Below are 14,171 nucleotides of genomic sequence, written 5' to 3'. Positions count from 1 at the left end.
GCGGAATCGTTAGGTCGTCAACCAGTTTATCCGGGCCTTTTTGTGTGACCGGGCAGTCTCTTTTTCAGAGCGCCGGCCAAGTGTCTAGGGCGGGCGTCGACGCGCTGGAACCGCAGATCGCATGACATGGTTATTTGCCCGCCAAGGCAAACGAGGGCTGCAATACGGCGGCGCTTCGTGCAAGCCCAGCCCGTTTGGCGGTCTGCTCGACCAACGCCACCACTCGCTCTGTGGCGGTAATCGGCAACATGTGCCCTCGGTCTTCCACCACCTGCAGCTTCAGCCCGGGCACCTTGCTGGCCAGGCCCTGACCGTGTTTCTGGAAGTCGAGCACGTTGTCCCGGGCGCCGTAGATGAGGCCGATTGGCAACGTCAATTGCGGGTAGCGCTTGACCATGTCCGGCAAGTGATCGTTGACTCGGTTGATCTCAGTGGACGCCGCGTAGAAGTTCTCGGGACGCATCCCCAGCAAACCGCCGCCGCGCGTAGCGAAGTCTGGCGGGGCGGCATCGGGGGCGAATACGCCCTTGACCACCGCGCCCTTGGTCAACAGGCCAATGGGCAGGGTCAAGGTGCGCGACACCCAGCGTCGCAGCCAGGCGGGGCGCACCGCCAAGGACAGGAACACCAATGGCAGCATGCGCTGGGGATGGGTCAAGGGCGCCACCAGGATCAAGCCGGATACCGCATGCGGATGGTCAAGGGCCAATGCCAGGGCGACCGCACCGCCCAGGGAATGCCCAAGCACCAGCGGCTGATCCAGCTCGAGGGTTTTGATAAAAGCGGCCATTTGGCGCGCCTGGGCCGGCAGGTCTGCCGCCGTGTGGTTGTGCCGACTGGAGTAGCCCGACCCTGGGCGATCGACGCTGATGACGCGGAACTGCCCACGTAACTGACCGGATAACGCGTAAGTCAGGTTGCGACTGCTGCCCATCAGCCCGTGGATCATCACCAGCGCTGGGCCTTGGCCTTCGTCTACATAATGAAAGCGCTCGCCATCCACCTCGACGACGCGCCCGTTGATCGAAACGGCGGTTTCAATACGCCGTGTCATCCAGGCGCTGAAAGCCCACAACACAGCGCTCGCGCCTATCACTACACCTGCAGCGACAACCCACTCGACAGCCATAGCTCGGTCCTCTGCTTCCCTGCTGCTGGCGACCTGATCGGGATTGATCAAGGCCTCAACCTTCGTCCACACCTTGGACCCAGCCTCCATGCGCGTCTGTCGGACAAGTCGCATAGATCGAACAAGGTCCTAGCGTAGGCGAAATTTTCAGGTAGATTATTTAAAATCTTTTTTAAAATAATTAATTCAGTTTTCCTTTGCAATGGTGTTCTATCTAAAACACAAAAGAAAAACAGGAGCACATCCGATGCCCACCAAGGACCGCTTATGAATGCCCACAGCGACGCAATCGACATCGCCATCATCGGCTCGGGCTTCGCCGGCCTGTGCATGGCGATCAAACTCAAGCAAGCCGGGCTCAGCGATTTCTTCGTCGCTGAGCAGGCCGACACACTCGGCGGTACGTGGCGTGACAACCACTACCCTGGCTGTGCCTGTGACGTGCAGTCCCATGTCTACTCCTTTTCCTTTGCGCCCAACCCCGACTGGACGCGCCAATTTGCCCCGCAAGCGGAGATTCGCGCTTACCTGGAGCAATGCGCGCGGCGTTTCGGGCTGGCGCCGTACCTGCGTTTCGGCATGGGCCTTCAACGGGCGGTGTTCGATGATCAGCAGCAACGCTGGCAACTGACGTTCAGCGATGGCCGCCAAGTCAGTGCGCGAGTGCTGGTGTCGGGCATGGGTGGCCTGTCGCGTCCTACATTGCCGGATATTCCTGGGCTCGACAGTTTCAAAGGCAAGCGTTTCCACTCGCAGCAGTGGGACCATGACTACAGTTTGAAGGGCAAGCGCGTGGCAGTGATCGGCACCGGCGCCAGTGCTATTCAGTTCGTGCCGCAGATTGCGCCGCAAGTGGCGCATCTGGACCTGTTCCAGCGCACGCCGCCCTGGATCATGCCCAAACCCGACCGGCCGATCTCACATGTCGAACGCTGGCTGTTCAAGCATCTGCCAGTGACCCAAAGGCTGGTGCGTAGCGCCTTTTATTGGGCATTGGAAGGCCGTGTGGTGGGCTTTGCCCTGCACCCGCGCTTGATGAAGATGGTGCAGAAAATCGCCCTGCGTCATTTGCGCAAACAAGTGGCCCGCCCTTCCCTGCGCAAGATTCTGACGCCGGACTACACCATCGGCTGCAAGCGTGTGCTGATCTCCAACGACTACTACCCGGCGTTGTCACGCAGTAATGTCGAGGTGGTGAGCGACCAGGTGCTGCGGGTCGAAGCCGATGGCGTGATCACCGCTGACGGCATCAAGCACCCCGCCGATTGCCTGATCTTCGGCACCGGGTTCCAGGCTGCCGATCCCCTGCCCCGTGGCTGCATCATCGGACGCAACGGCGTCGACCTGATGGACACCTGGCACGACGGCGCCCATGCCTATAAAGGCACCACGGTGCCGGGCTATCCCAACCTGTTCCTGATCGTCGGGCCCAACACCGGCTTGGGGCACAACTCGATGATTCTGATGATCGAAGCCCAGGTCGCTTACATCCTTGATGCGTTGCAACAGATGCAGCGCCAACGCATCGCCATGGTGGAGGTCAAACCCGCCGTGGAGCAGGCCTACAACGAGCAATTGCAAGGCAAGCTCAAGCGCACCATCTGGAATACCGGCGGTTGCCAAAGCTGGTACCTCGACCCGCGTACCGGCAAGAACACCACGCTGTGGCCCGGCTCGACGTGGCGCTTCAAGCAAGTCACCCGGCATTTTGCGCTCAAGGACTATGTGGTCAGCCGGGCGCCCGTTGTGCCTGTGCCGCGCCCCGCACCCACCCCTCATTGCGCCACAGAAGGCAGTCTGTCATGAAGTCATTCACCGGCCGCGTGGCGGCAATCACGGGAGCGGCCTCCGGCATGGGTCGCGCACTGGCACTGGCCCTGGCACGGGAGGGTTGCCACCTGGCCTTGGCCGACAAGAACAGCCAGGGGCTGGAGCGCACACGGGACCTGGTCAGGACCTCGACCCTGTCGCCGGTGACCGTCACCACTCAGGTACTGGATGTCTCGGACCGTCAAGCCATGCTGGAGTGGGCGGCGCGTTGTGCGGCCGAGCATGGCCAGGTCAACCTGGTCTTCAATAATGCCGGAGTGGCGCTGTCGAGCACCGTGGAAGGCGTGGACTATGCCGACCTGGAGTGGATCGTCGGCATCAATTTCTGGGGCGTGGTGCATGGCACCAAGGCGTTCCTGCCTTACCTGAAGGCCAGCGGCGACGGGCATATCGTCAACACCTCCAGCGTGTTCGGCCTGTTCGCCCAGCCCGGCATGAGTGGCTACAACGCCAGCAAGTTCGCGGTGCGCGGCTTTACCGAAGCGCTACGCCAGGAGCTGGACCTGCAACGCTGCGGCGTCTCCGCCACCTGCGTGCATCCTGGCGGAATTCGCACCGACATCTGCCGCAGCAGCCGGATTGACGCGAACATGACCGGTTTCCTTATCCATAGCGAACAACAGGCACGCGCCGATTTCGAAAAGCTGTTTATCACCGACGCCGACCAGGCCGCCAAGGTGATCCTGCAAGGCGTGCGCAAAAACAAACGCCGCGTGCTGATCGGCCGCGACGCGTATTTGCTCGACCTGCTCGCCCGTTGCCTGCCGGCGGCCTATCAAGCGCTGGTGGTGTTTGCCAGCAGGCGTATGGCGCCCAAACCACGCACGCCCGTGTTTGAAACCAACGACGAGCCCCGTCTCTGAACAGGAGCACACCCCATGTTGCCGATTCGCCGTGATATCCGCTTCGCCCTGCCTGCCGGGCGCATCACCAACTGGCATGAAGAAGGCCCGTTCATCACGCACTTTTTCAATGCCCTGTCGCTGCTGTTTCCCCAGGGCGAGCTGTTTTTCATGGACAGCGTGCGCCACTACCGTTCCCGCATCGACGATCCGGACCTCAAGAAAGAGATCCAGGGTTTCATCGGCCAGGAAGCCATGCACAGCCGGGAACACGTGGCCTACAACGACCTGCTGCAAGCGGCAGGCCTGCCGGCGCACAGCCTCGATCGCCGCTTGAAATTCTTCCTCGACCTGCAAAAGAAACACCTGCCGCCGTCCTTTAACCTCGCGGTGACCATCGCCCTTGAGCACTACACCGCGATGCTCGCGGAAATCCTGCTGAGCGACCCGTCGCGTTTCGGCGACTCACTCAAGGGCTACCAGCAGATGTGGTACTGGCACGCCCTTGAGGAAACCGAACATAAAGCGGTGGCTTTCGATGTGTGGAACCGGGTGATCACGCCTGGGCCCAAGCGCTACTTGCTGCGCACCGGCACCATGCTGTTTACCACGCTGCTGTTCTGGCTGGTGGTGCTCGATTTCCATGTGCGCCTGTTGATTGCCGACCGCAAGTCGGGTGGGCATCTGCGGGGGTTCTGGCGCATGCTCAAGTTTCTGTATGCCCCCAAGGGCATCTTTGCGCGCATGCTGCGGCCGTGGCTGCACTATTTCAAACCGGGTTTTCATCCTTGGGACCATGACAATCGGGCACGGTTGGAGGGAATTGACGCACTGGTCGAGGAGATCGAGCGGACCAATCGGGGCTACGAGGCGGTCTAGCACGCCGGCGTGCTGCATTTGAACGGGGCCGACTGCCAGAGCGGTCGGCCCCATGACTGCATGGGTATCTACACAACTTTGGCACGGCTTTGAACTTGTGATGGCCCAGGAGCCGAAGCCTCTCTAACTGATGCCCCGCGTTCCAAATGTGGGAGGGGGCTTGCTCCCGATGGCCATAGGTATCTACACAACTTTGGCACGGCCCTGAACCTGTGACGGCTCAGGAGCCGAAGTCTCTCTAACTGATACCCCGCGACCTAAATGTGGGAGGGGGCTTGCCCCCGATGGCGGCCTGACAGCCGACCAGGATGTTGGATCCGAGCGAGTACATATCCGTTGCTGCGGTAACGGCTGCTATGGGTTCCGCCCTTACGGCGTCTCACTTTTGAAAAGCGCAAAAGTAAGCAAAACGCTCTTGCCCCACCACTCGGCACCTCGCTTAGGCTCGGTGTGCCCGTAATCCGACAGCGATTTGGGGGGCCGCCGCCACGCGCCATCCATGGCGCGGGGCGGCTAAACCGGCATCCCTGCCGGTTTACCCCCCAAATCACTGTCGAATTCCGGCCAGCGTGGTTTAACGGGGCGCCTAGATCAAAAGCAAGATCAAGAGCGACTCGCTTCGCATCGTGGTTACCGTAGGCTGCTACAAAGTTGTGTAGATACCTAAGCCCATGACTGCCAGATCACGCCAACCCCGCCCGCTGGCGCACAAACTGCGGCACTTCATGTCCCGGCAATGCCCTGCTGAAATACCAGCCCTGAATGAACAACTCAGCCCCCGTATTCAGAAACGCCAATTGCTCGGCGGTCTCAACCCCTTCCACCACCACGCCCAGGTTAAGCGCCTCACAGAAACGCAGCATGCCGGTCAGCACCTGAGCGCCCTTGGGATCGTGCTGTGCAACCACGAAGCTGCGATCGATCTTGATGAAGTCCACCGGAAACTGATGCAGGTAACTCAACGCCGAAAACCCGGTGCCAAAGTCATCGATATATACCTTTGCCCCCAATGCCTGCAGTTTCTGGATGGTCTGACGGGTCGCCTGGATATCGCTGACCAGCGCATCTTCGGTGATTTCCACCGACACCCAGCCCTGGGCCTGGGCGAGAATTTCCACCAGGCGATTACCATAAGCCGCGTCCTTGAGGGTGACGCTGGAGACATTGATGGTCATGGGCAATTCAAAACCGGCCTTCTTCCACTGTTGATACTGGCGTACGGCCTGGGACGCCACCCACACGTCCACATCCGGCATCAACCGGGCCTGTGCCAACCATTGCAGGAACTCCCAGGGTGAATGCACCGTGCCCTCGCTGTCCCGGGCGCGCATCAAGGCTTCGCAGCCGGTACACAGGCCGGTACGGGTGGAGACTTGGGGCTGAAACTCAAGATAGAACTCGTAGTCGCTGATCTGCTGGATCCGGTTCAACTCAATGGCCTGCCGGGCCAGGGCGCGGTGCGACGCGAGTACCGGGTCGAACTCCAGCAACCGCCCCTTCTCCTCCAGGCCGCGAAATGTCATGTCCAGGGATTTGAGGTATACCGTGCCGCCGTCACTTGCCTGGCGATGGATCGCCCGTACATACGGCGCATATACCAGCGTCCCCAGGCCCATCAGTACAACCTGCAATACCACGGCCGCGACGTCGCCATGGGTACTGAGGTAAGCATTGAGAAACACCGGTGCGGTAAACGGCACGCTGGCCACGGCCGGTGCTACCCAACCCAGTTGCACCACCGCCAGCGCCACCGTCGCATTGACCGCCGGCACCAACAGAAAGGGTATGAACAACCGCGGGTTGAGGATGATCGGCAAACCGAACAACAGCACTTCGCTGACATTGAATAACGACAGCGGCAAACTGGCCATCGCCAGCAACCGCATGGACTGGCTCCTGGAAAACAGCAGGATTGCCAGGAGCAGGCACAACGCGCCGCCCGACCCACCGATAAATGCGAAGCTGCCCAACAGGCCGCTGTTAAGCAGGTATTGGACCGGCTCACCCGCCGCCAGCGCTGCGCCGTTGAGCACCACAGCTTGATCCAGCACGTCGAACAGCGGCTGCATGGCGTACACGCCATGAATCCCGAAAAACCACAACAGCGAGTTCATCAAGGTCACAAACAAACCGCTGCCGTAAGGCGCCTGTAACGCATTGAGCACCTGCGGTCCCTGCAGTTGCGCCACATAGGGGATCTGCAGCAGCAACGACAACACCACCACCAATGCCAGCGCAGTGATCGCACCGGGCAGCACCATGTTGATCGTGCCCTTGAGGTTGTGTCCGATCAGGTCTTCATTCACCAGGCGAGTCCAACGCAAACGGTGCAACCAGGCGATGGCCGGCACATTGATCAGCGGCGACGCGATGGCAATGAACAGCAGGAAGGTGGCCGAAGCCCGAGGGTATTCGCGCAAAAGAAACGTGGCCACCACTACGTTGGCAAGGCACAAAAAGGCTATTGGCAGTTGTGGCAAGCGGTGCTGAATGGCCAGCATATAGCCAATGGAAGCGGCGACCAGCAGTGGAATCACCGAGCTGATCCGGTCATGCAGGCCCGAAAGAAAGCTCACTGTTGGTGGGCTGAAGCCCAGCACCTTGGCGCATTCGGACAGGATCAGGAAAATGGCAGACACCAACAGGCACGGCAGGATCCACAACAATCCCTCCCGAATCGCACGCAACGACTCGATACTGGCCAGGGCCGCCAGGCGCTGGGTAAGGAAAAGTTTGAACAGCGTTTGCGCCATGAGCCGCCCTCTGCCCGTATTCGCGGGGTCTGGAGATCAGCGCCGGAATACCCGTCAACGCTACACGCCCTGATGCTCGGCGCGAAAGCTTTTTGCCATCTCACCGGGCTTTTCAGCAAAAAAAACCTGGGGGCTGTGAAAATTCCTAGATAAAAAATCGAACTTTCTGACCTGAGTCATCCCCTAAACCTGTCTGAGTCGGTATTATCCGCCGCGTTTCCGTTTGTTAAAGGATGTTACAACCTGGTTAACACCGGGTGCCCACTCAGGGAATATTGCCTGGCCAGAAGCAGGCACAAAGGAGAGAGAGCCTTACCATGCACCATAAGCGGTCCAGCACCATGCGCCCCCTATTTGTCACCATCCTGTTGTGGCTGTGCAGCGTGGCGCTGTTATTTATCATCAAGAACGTCATCGAACTGTATACCGGGCCCGTCGCGGAGACCTGGATAGATTTGACGTTGGTGCTTGTCGCCTACCTGATGTTCTTTTTACTGGCACCGTTGCAACGCTGGCTCCAGCGCAGGTCGCGCAAGCGCGCTCGGCGTCACGTCGACGGGCACGCGCCCGACGTCGACTCTCCTCTCTCTCGCTGAGGGGCTTGGCGTTGTCAGCACCTGGCGATAACTATCAACGCGCACTGGACCGGTTCCTGCACGAACACCCGGATGTGGCCGCTGAATTGAACAACCTCAACCCACTGGCTGCCCAGGCCAGGGGAGAAACCGTGGCGCAGTATCGTACCGAGCGTCTGTATGAAGCGTTCGAGGCGCAGGCCGAGCGCCAGGGCCTGTTCGCCTGGGAGCTGACCCTCAAGCTGACTGCCGAGTCCAGCGAAGCCTTCGAAACTCAGCGCCTCGAGGTGCACAAGGAAGTCGCACAGATGGCCGGCATGAGTTGGGCCGACTACTGCCAACTGCATGACCTGGCTGGCTGACGTTCTGGCTAGCCGAACCAGCGAAGCCGCCTGCACCCCATGACCTGCCGCAACTCGGCGACCGTCAGGGCCCGGCATTGCGGGTCTAGCGCCAAGGCGGTGTGCAGTGCCGGCCAGCAACGTCGGGGCAACTGCCTGGGCCGAGGCAGCCCGGCGCCCGGTTGACGTTCCCCGAGGCGCTTGCCCTGGGCCAGCTCATACAGGATGCACGCCACGCCATAGAGGTCCGCAGCGGGCGTCAACGCGCCACCCGCCAGTAATTCAGGCGCCGCATAGGCCCGGGTCCAGGCATTCAACCGGCTGCGATTCACCGCCGCCAAGTCCGCCGGGGTCTGCGCAAATGACTGCCCAAGGCCGAAATCGAATAAACGCACGCCCGCTTCGCCCACCATGACATTGGCCGGTTTGATATCGCCATGCAGCACGTTGTGTTGATGGGCATAAACCAACGCGTCCAGCAGTTGCAGGGCAATCGGTTGCAGCTCTGCCCACGGCAATCCATCAGGGCATTCCACAAGCAGTCGGTCCAGCGTCAGGCCATGCAGCAGCTCCATGGTAAAAAAGGCGATCTGGCTGGATGTATCCACCTCAAACGAATACACCCTCACCACGCGCTCATGTCGCAGGCGGCGCGCCAGGGCAAACTCGCTGAACAGCAATACATGGGCGTCCGGGCATGCAGATAAAGACTCGTCCAGCAGCTTGAGCGCCACAACGGAACAAGGCTCGCCAAATTGCTCATGTAACAGATCGCGCGCACGGTACACCACGCCCATCCCGCCCCGGCCCACGACCTGCTCAAGGTGGTAGCGGCCAACGAGCAAAACCGGGGGAGTTGATGCCGCACTCATGAGTGCACCACGACGGCGGTCAAATCATCGCGTGCCGGGGCGCGCAACGCGCTGGCGAACAATCTTTCCACGACCTGCTGCGGCCCGCCTGCACTCAACGCCAGGCCCAGCTGGACATGGCTGAGTGCCTGGTAGAGACCATCGCTGCACAATAAAAACACATCGCCAGGGCGGGTCCTGAGCTCCAGCACCGCAAGCCGCAATGACGCGTGCGCGCCAATGGCCCGGGTCAAGGCTCTGGCGTCAGGGTGGGCCCGAGCTTGCGTCGCACTCAACTGCCCCTCGTCCATGAGGCGCTGCAACAGCGAATGATCTTTCGACAGCTGGTACAGGCGTTGTTCACGCCACAAATAACAGCGGCTGTCCCCCGCCCACACACAGGCCGCACGCCCGTTATCCAGCAACAGTGTGACCACCGTACTCCCCATCGTCGCACTGCCGGTGCGCCGCGCATCCGCCAGCCGCCGGTTGACACCTTGCAGCCGTTGTCGAACCGCATCGACCCGCTGGTCAAGGCTGCCCTGCGCCGACAACGAAGCCAGGCTGCTGATCACCCACTCGCTCGCGAGATCGCCCTGCCGGTGCCCGCCCATGCCGTCCGCCACCGCCCAACAGCCTCCTTGCGCGCAATCGAGCAGGGCATCCTCATTGCGCGGCCGTGACTGCCCGCGCTGTGTACGCCCGGCGCTGCGCCATGTGGGCCGCATCTGGTTCACAGTTGCTCCGGCAGACGGAAGGTGCGCCACGTGTCCATCTCAAATGGGCTGGGTGTCCGTTGGCTGGTCAGCAGGTAGTTGGCGCGCAATCCGGCCAGGTCAGCCTTGACGATCTGCGCGTTGCGGTCACTCGCAGGCTCGCGTTGCAGCAAGTCGAAAAACCGGAACAACGACCAGGCGCCGGCGCTCTTCTCGATACCCAGGGGGCGCAATTCGCCCCCCCTCTCCAGTACGAGGCTGGCGCGTCCGTTATCTGCTTCGATGGGCCACCGGAACGTCATGGGTATGATCGGGCCGTGCCGGTATTCCAACTGCTTTTCACCCAATCGCAGGATCGCTCGGTTGACCGACTGATCCAGGCTGTAGGGCGCCAAGGTAAAGCCCACCGCCAACTCTCCCTGATCTTCGGTGAAAAAGCTGCGTCGGATAACCTGGGCTTTCGTCAGTTGATCCAGCAGCGAACGCGAGATCGGCAAACCCTGTCCGTCCAGCCCACGCAACCGGTAGCGCGTGCCATCCGCAGTGACAAACGAGCGCAGGTACCCCTCGTAAAAACGCGCCCACACGCCTTGGGGTTTAAAGAACTCACGAAAATCGTCAAGGGCCACATCACTCGTCGCGTGGGCATTGAACGGGTACCGTTGGCGAATCGCCCTGGCGTAAAGCCCCTGCACCTCGCTCTGGTAGCGCTGATTGACATGGGCATAGGCCTGGTCCAATAAATGGCGCCACGTCTGATCGCCAATCCCTTCAAACCAACCGGCAAGCGGAAGCGGCAAACGGCTGGACGCTGCACGCAGGTCGCCCAGCACGTCCTGCTGGCCGTCCATCCGCCGCTTTGCCCGCAAAAAGGCCGCCTGCTCCGGCGAACCCTCACGGCTCAGCGTCGCTAATTGCAGGTGCAATTGGTCCAGCAGGCGCAACCCCTGGGCCAGCTCCGCGCTGGGGTTCTGCTGCTCATCCAGCAACTGATGCAAGGGTTCAAAACGCCGCTGCAAAGCCCGGCGTGCCGAGTCGCCCAAGGCAGCCTGCCCCTGCGCCACCGCAGCCTTGGCGATCACGCCCAACGCGCCTGACGGCTGGGCCATCGTTGCTGGCAGCTCCAGGCCCGGCAGTAAACGGGTATTTTCACGAAGCTGCTGCAATAGCAGAAGGACTGGCGATTGGGCCGACGTCAGCCCCGCGAGCCGTTCGGCATCCTCGCGCAGGCCGTCGGTGTGCAGCAGCCTGACGCGACCGAGGGCGTCGCTCCAGGCCTGGGCATACTCACTGAAGTAGCGCTGTTGCAGTTCGATCATCAAGCGCTGCAGATCCTGGTTGCTCAAGTCAGTGCCTTCGCCCAGTACCCAGTTATCCTGGGCGATGGCGTTTACCAGCCTGGGGCCTTGCGCTTCGAAGTACTGCACATACCTTTTGGTGTAGAAGCCAGGAACCGGTGGATCGATGGCGGCAAAGACCTTGCCCTCGGCCAGACGCAACGGCTCCAGGTCGCGCGATTGTTCGCGCAGCACCCGGTACACCACGTCGGCCAATGACTCGCCCCGCAGCGCGGCCCGCGCCTGAGCCACCAACTCGTCGTTGAGGCGGGCGGAAAATGGCTGCTCAAGCAGTCGCGCCCAATGTTCATTCAGGCGCTTCTGTACCGGCATATCACCGGGAAACCGCAGCGACCAATGGCTGGCCATATGCTGCGCCAACCACGCGGTATCCCGGCGTTCGCGCAGATTGAGCATCAGGTACGCACGCAAGTTGTCGAGCAGGCGCTCGCGATCGCCGAGGCTGGCGCGTACCTGCTCTTCGAGCAGGGCAACGGTGCGGCCCAGCAGTCGCTGCTGCAACGCCTGCTCATAGGCGCGCGCCACCCACGGTCGGCTGACCTCGCCCTGATACAGGCCGGCTCGCTCGATCAGCGGAGTGTCGCCTGGTGTGGGAAACACCTGGGTCGCCGCCCAGCGAGCGTCCAGCAGCGCCAGGAGTGTCAAGGTTTCATCGCTACCCTGCACGACGGGGGCGCTAAGTGCAGCGATATGAGCCAAACGTTGTTGGTTGGCCGCGTAACTGTGCATCCACAGCCCCCCGGCACCCGCCAGGACCAGCGCAGCCGCCATCCCCAGCAACCCATTGCGCCGCCAGATGCGCTGGCGCTCCCGGGTCTGCAAGGCGGCCAGGTCCGCTCCGGCAAAGATCACCCGACTGAACAGGCCCTGCACGAAATGGCTGCGGCTGTCGCTGGCACAGGTCAGGTAGAACCCGCGCAAGCCGCTGATGCGCTGGTAGCGATGGGCGCAAAACGCCCACTCGATAAACAGGCACAAACGCTCGCCTATTTGCGCGGTCTGCTGGGGAAAATCAAGCATTCGCCCGCGGCGCTCGACATCGCGCTCCTGATGCAATCGCTCAATCAGTTCGCCGTGCAAACGTTGCAGTAATTGCTCGAACGCTCGGCGAACCTGGGTGATGTCATTGCCCGCCTTGTCAGCCTCCAGAGGTTGGCCCAGCACCGCTCCGACATCGTCCCCTGACGATGAGTCGAAGTACTCGATGAACCCCGCCAGTCGATCGGCCTGGGTCACCACCAGATAGAGGGGTACGTCCACCTGCAGCACCTGCTGAATTTCCTGCACGCGCGAATGGACATGGCGCGCCAGTTGCTCCAGGTCATGCTCATTACCGCTCAGGAGCCTGTCTACCGACAGCGTCACCACCACGCCGTTGAGCGGGCGCACTCGATGCCGCCACCTCAGGCTGGCCAACAGCGTGGTCCAGCCGGCGGCATCCACCGAACGGTCTGGTTGAATCAGATAGCGCCCTGGCGTGTCGATAAGCACCCCTTCATCGGCGAAGTACCAGTCACACTGCCCGCTGCCGCCCGTCGGCCGCGTGTCAACCTGATCGAACGGTGACTGCAAACCCGCTGCCGCCAACAGTTGGGTCTGGCCACTGCGCGGCTCACCGATCACCAGGTACCAGGGCAAATCATGGCGCCAACGTGCGTTGCGCTCGCCATAGCGCGCAGACGTTTTCAACCGATGAAGGGCTTCCTTGAAACGTCCACGGACGTGCTTCTGCTCGTCCTCCACCGCTCTCAATGGCGGATGAGCGGTTGGCGGAGCCGGCCTTTCGAGTCCTGCAGCACGGCGCCCGCCAGCCAGGACCATCGCCAATCCCCACAGTAGAAACAATACGCTGAGGGTCAACAGGCGGGCAGTGGCGCTTTGCCAGAACCGGTGGTCGTCCACGGCCAACAGCGGTCCGGCGTACCACACAAATGCAGCGCAGCAAAGCACCAGCATCAGGCTCCACACCCAAACCTTGGCCAGCACGGCGCCCACGCCCTTGAAGAATGCGTTCATTCGTTGCTCCCTGCGTTTACTAGGGCGTGCGGGTAAGATCCGACGCCGACAATTGAAGGCTTTGCAGCGCACTTGCCCTTTCTCGCTCCAACACCCAGGCGAATCCCGTGTACATCGCGAGCAAACCGCACAGCGTGAAGGCCACACACCCGCCAACCGGAATGACGCGTACGTGCCTGCGTCGCGTGCGCCCCTGCCCTTCCGGCAACACCGACGCCGACGGTGGATTGCCTCGCACCTGCCTGATCTGTCGATACAGGCCATCGCGAACGGCTTCGAGTTGCACTACCCCCCGCTCCATCACCCGGTATTTACCTTCGAACCCCAGGGACAGGCACAGGTACACCAGCTCCAGCATCGCCAAGTGTTTTACCGGGTCGCGCGCCAGGCGTTCCAGCAACTGGAATACTTTCTCGCCGCCAAACGTCTCGTGATGAAAGCGACTCAACAGGCTCACCTTCGACCAGTCACTTCGAGCGCCCCACGACGTGGTGACGACTGCTTCGTCGATCACGCTGCACAACACGTAGCGCGCAGACATGACTTGGGTGTTTTCAACGCCCCCCTGCAAGGCACGGGTTTCGAATTGAGTCACCGCGGATGACAATCGGTCGTTGATCGTGATGAGGTTTTCCCGACCGGAGCAGCCCTTGAGCTGGACCACTTGCGACAATAGCTCCCAGGCGGCGACCACGAGGGGATTGAGCGCTGTGGTGAAGCTGTGCGCACCCAGTGCTTGGCTCGCGTAGATCATCCGGTCCTGCAATTGTTCATAGCGCGGCGGCGCCGGGAACTCCGTGAGCGGCCCTTGCGCGGGCCCGTGGCCGTCGCGATCGAGCAGGACGGTTTTTTCGTCCTGCGAGTATTCACTGTCCATAGCA

11 protein-coding genes are annotated in these 14,171 nt (G+C 61.5%); 5 read left to right on the top strand and 6 right to left on the bottom strand.

The features are described from left to right. Positions 1-130 precede the first annotated feature (130 nt). The gene (locus C4J89_RS12485) at positions 131-1,129 is read right to left on the bottom strand and encodes an alpha/beta fold hydrolase (protein WP_124414575.1); all 999 of its coding nucleotides are present in this window, start codon (positions 1,127-1,129) and stop codon (positions 131-133) included. A gap of 267 nt (positions 1,130-1,396) precedes the next feature. Here C4J89_RS12485 and C4J89_RS12480 point away from each other — a divergent pair, with 267 nt between their 5' ends. From C4J89_RS12480 to C4J89_RS12470, 3 genes are read left to right on the top strand one after another with little or no spacing between them, the layout of a single operon-like run. After that, on the top strand, positions 1,397-2,935 hold the full coding sequence (locus C4J89_RS12480; RefSeq protein WP_124414574.1) for an NAD(P)/FAD-dependent oxidoreductase: 1,539 nt from the start codon (positions 1,397-1,399) through the stop codon (positions 2,933-2,935). Then, positions 2,932-3,822, top strand: coding sequence for an SDR family oxidoreductase (locus tag C4J89_RS12475; RefSeq protein ID WP_124362648.1), 891 nt, complete (start codon positions 2,932-2,934; stop codon positions 3,820-3,822). The genes C4J89_RS12480 and C4J89_RS12475 overlap by 4 nt, the downstream gene beginning before the upstream one ends. A 15-nt stretch (positions 3,823-3,837) precedes the next feature. Then, positions 3,838-4,680 carry a metal-dependent hydrolase gene (locus tag C4J89_RS12470; RefSeq protein WP_124414573.1) on the top strand — a complete coding sequence of 281 codons (843 nt, stop codon included), beginning with the start codon at positions 3,838-3,840 and terminating at the stop codon, positions 4,678-4,680. Positions 4,681-5,363: 683 nt separating this feature from the next. On the opposite strand, the gene C4J89_RS12465 is transcribed toward C4J89_RS12470, so the two are convergent. Further along, the gene (locus C4J89_RS12465) at positions 5,364-7,433 is read right to left on the bottom strand and encodes an EAL domain-containing protein (RefSeq protein ID WP_124414572.1); all 2,070 of its coding nucleotides are present in this window, start codon (positions 7,431-7,433) and stop codon (positions 5,364-5,366) included. 317 nt (positions 7,434-7,750) lie between these two features. On the opposite strand from C4J89_RS12465, the gene C4J89_RS12460 reads away from it, so the two are divergent. Then, on the top strand, positions 7,751-8,029 hold the full coding sequence (locus C4J89_RS12460; RefSeq protein WP_124362645.1) for a hypothetical protein: 279 nt from the start codon (positions 7,751-7,753) through the stop codon (positions 8,027-8,029). 11 nt (positions 8,030-8,040) lie between these two features. Beyond that, entirely contained in the window at positions 8,041-8,370 is a 330-nt protein-coding gene (locus C4J89_RS12455) for a DUF6388 family protein (RefSeq protein ID WP_124362644.1), read from the top strand. A gap of 8 nt (positions 8,371-8,378) precedes the next feature. Here the strand turns inward: C4J89_RS12455 and C4J89_RS12450 are convergent, their stop codons facing one another. The 4 genes from C4J89_RS12450 to icmH are packed head-to-tail and all read right to left on the bottom strand — an operon-like array spanning position 8,379 to position 14,167. Continuing rightward, positions 8,379-9,221 carry a serine/threonine-protein kinase gene (locus C4J89_RS12450; protein ID WP_124414571.1) on the bottom strand — a complete coding sequence of 281 codons (843 nt, stop codon included), beginning with the start codon at positions 9,219-9,221 and terminating at the stop codon, positions 8,379-8,381. Then, positions 9,218-9,928, bottom strand: coding sequence for a PP2C family serine/threonine-protein phosphatase (locus tag C4J89_RS12445; protein WP_124416017.1), 711 nt, complete (start codon positions 9,926-9,928; stop codon positions 9,218-9,220). Before C4J89_RS12445 ends, C4J89_RS12450 begins: the two co-directional genes overlap by 4 nt. Positions 9,929-9,933: 5 nt before the next feature. After that, entirely contained in the window at positions 9,934-13,290 is a 3,357-nt protein-coding gene (gene tssM / locus C4J89_RS12440) for a type VI secretion system membrane subunit TssM (protein WP_124362641.1), read from the bottom strand. A 19-nt stretch (positions 13,291-13,309) separates the two neighbouring features. Beyond that, positions 13,310-14,167, bottom strand: a complete 858-nt coding sequence (icmH, locus tag C4J89_RS12435) for a type IVB secretion system protein IcmH/DotU (RefSeq protein ID WP_124362640.1) — start codon at positions 14,165-14,167, stop codon at positions 13,310-13,312. Between the last annotated feature and the right edge of the window lie 4 nt (positions 14,168-14,171).

Source organism: Pseudomonas sp. R4-35-07, from assembly GCF_003852235.1.
GTDB lineage: Bacteria > Pseudomonadota > Gammaproteobacteria > Pseudomonadales > Pseudomonadaceae > Aquipseudomonas.
This window is presented reverse-complemented; position numbering and strand designations above follow the sequence as displayed.

Excerpts from the sequence above, each read along its gene's own strand:
- C4J89_RS12485 (WP_124414575.1), bottom strand. The coding sequence starts at position 1,129 with ATGGCTGTCGAGTGGGTTGTCGCTGCAGGTGTAGTGATAGGCGCGAGC.
- C4J89_RS12480 (WP_124414574.1), top strand. The coding sequence starts at position 1,397 with ATGAATGCCCACAGCGACGCAATCGACATCGCCATCATCGGCTCGGGC.
- C4J89_RS12475 (WP_124362648.1), top strand. The coding sequence starts at position 2,932 with ATGAAGTCATTCACCGGCCGCGTGGCGGCAATCACGGGAGCGGCCTCC.
- C4J89_RS12470 (WP_124414573.1), top strand. The coding sequence starts at position 3,838 with ATGTTGCCGATTCGCCGTGATATCCGCTTCGCCCTGCCTGCCGGGCGC.
- C4J89_RS12465 (WP_124414572.1), bottom strand. The coding sequence starts at position 7,433 with ATGGCGCAAACGCTGTTCAAACTTTTCCTTACCCAGCGCCTGGCGGCC.
- C4J89_RS12460 (WP_124362645.1), top strand. The coding sequence starts at position 7,751 with ATGCACCATAAGCGGTCCAGCACCATGCGCCCCCTATTTGTCACCATC.
- C4J89_RS12450 (WP_124414571.1), bottom strand. The coding sequence starts at position 9,221 with ATGAGTGCGGCATCAACTCCCCCGGTTTTGCTCGTTGGCCGCTACCAC.
- C4J89_RS12445 (WP_124416017.1), bottom strand. The coding sequence starts at position 9,928 with ATGCGGCCCACATGGCGCAGCGCCGGGCGTACACAGCGCGGGCAGTCA.
- tssM (WP_124362641.1), bottom strand. The coding sequence starts at position 13,290 with ATGAACGCATTCTTCAAGGGCGTGGGCGCCGTGCTGGCCAAGGTTTGG.
- icmH (WP_124362640.1), bottom strand. The coding sequence starts at position 14,167 with ATGGACAGTGAATACTCGCAGGACGAAAAAACCGTCCTGCTCGATCGC.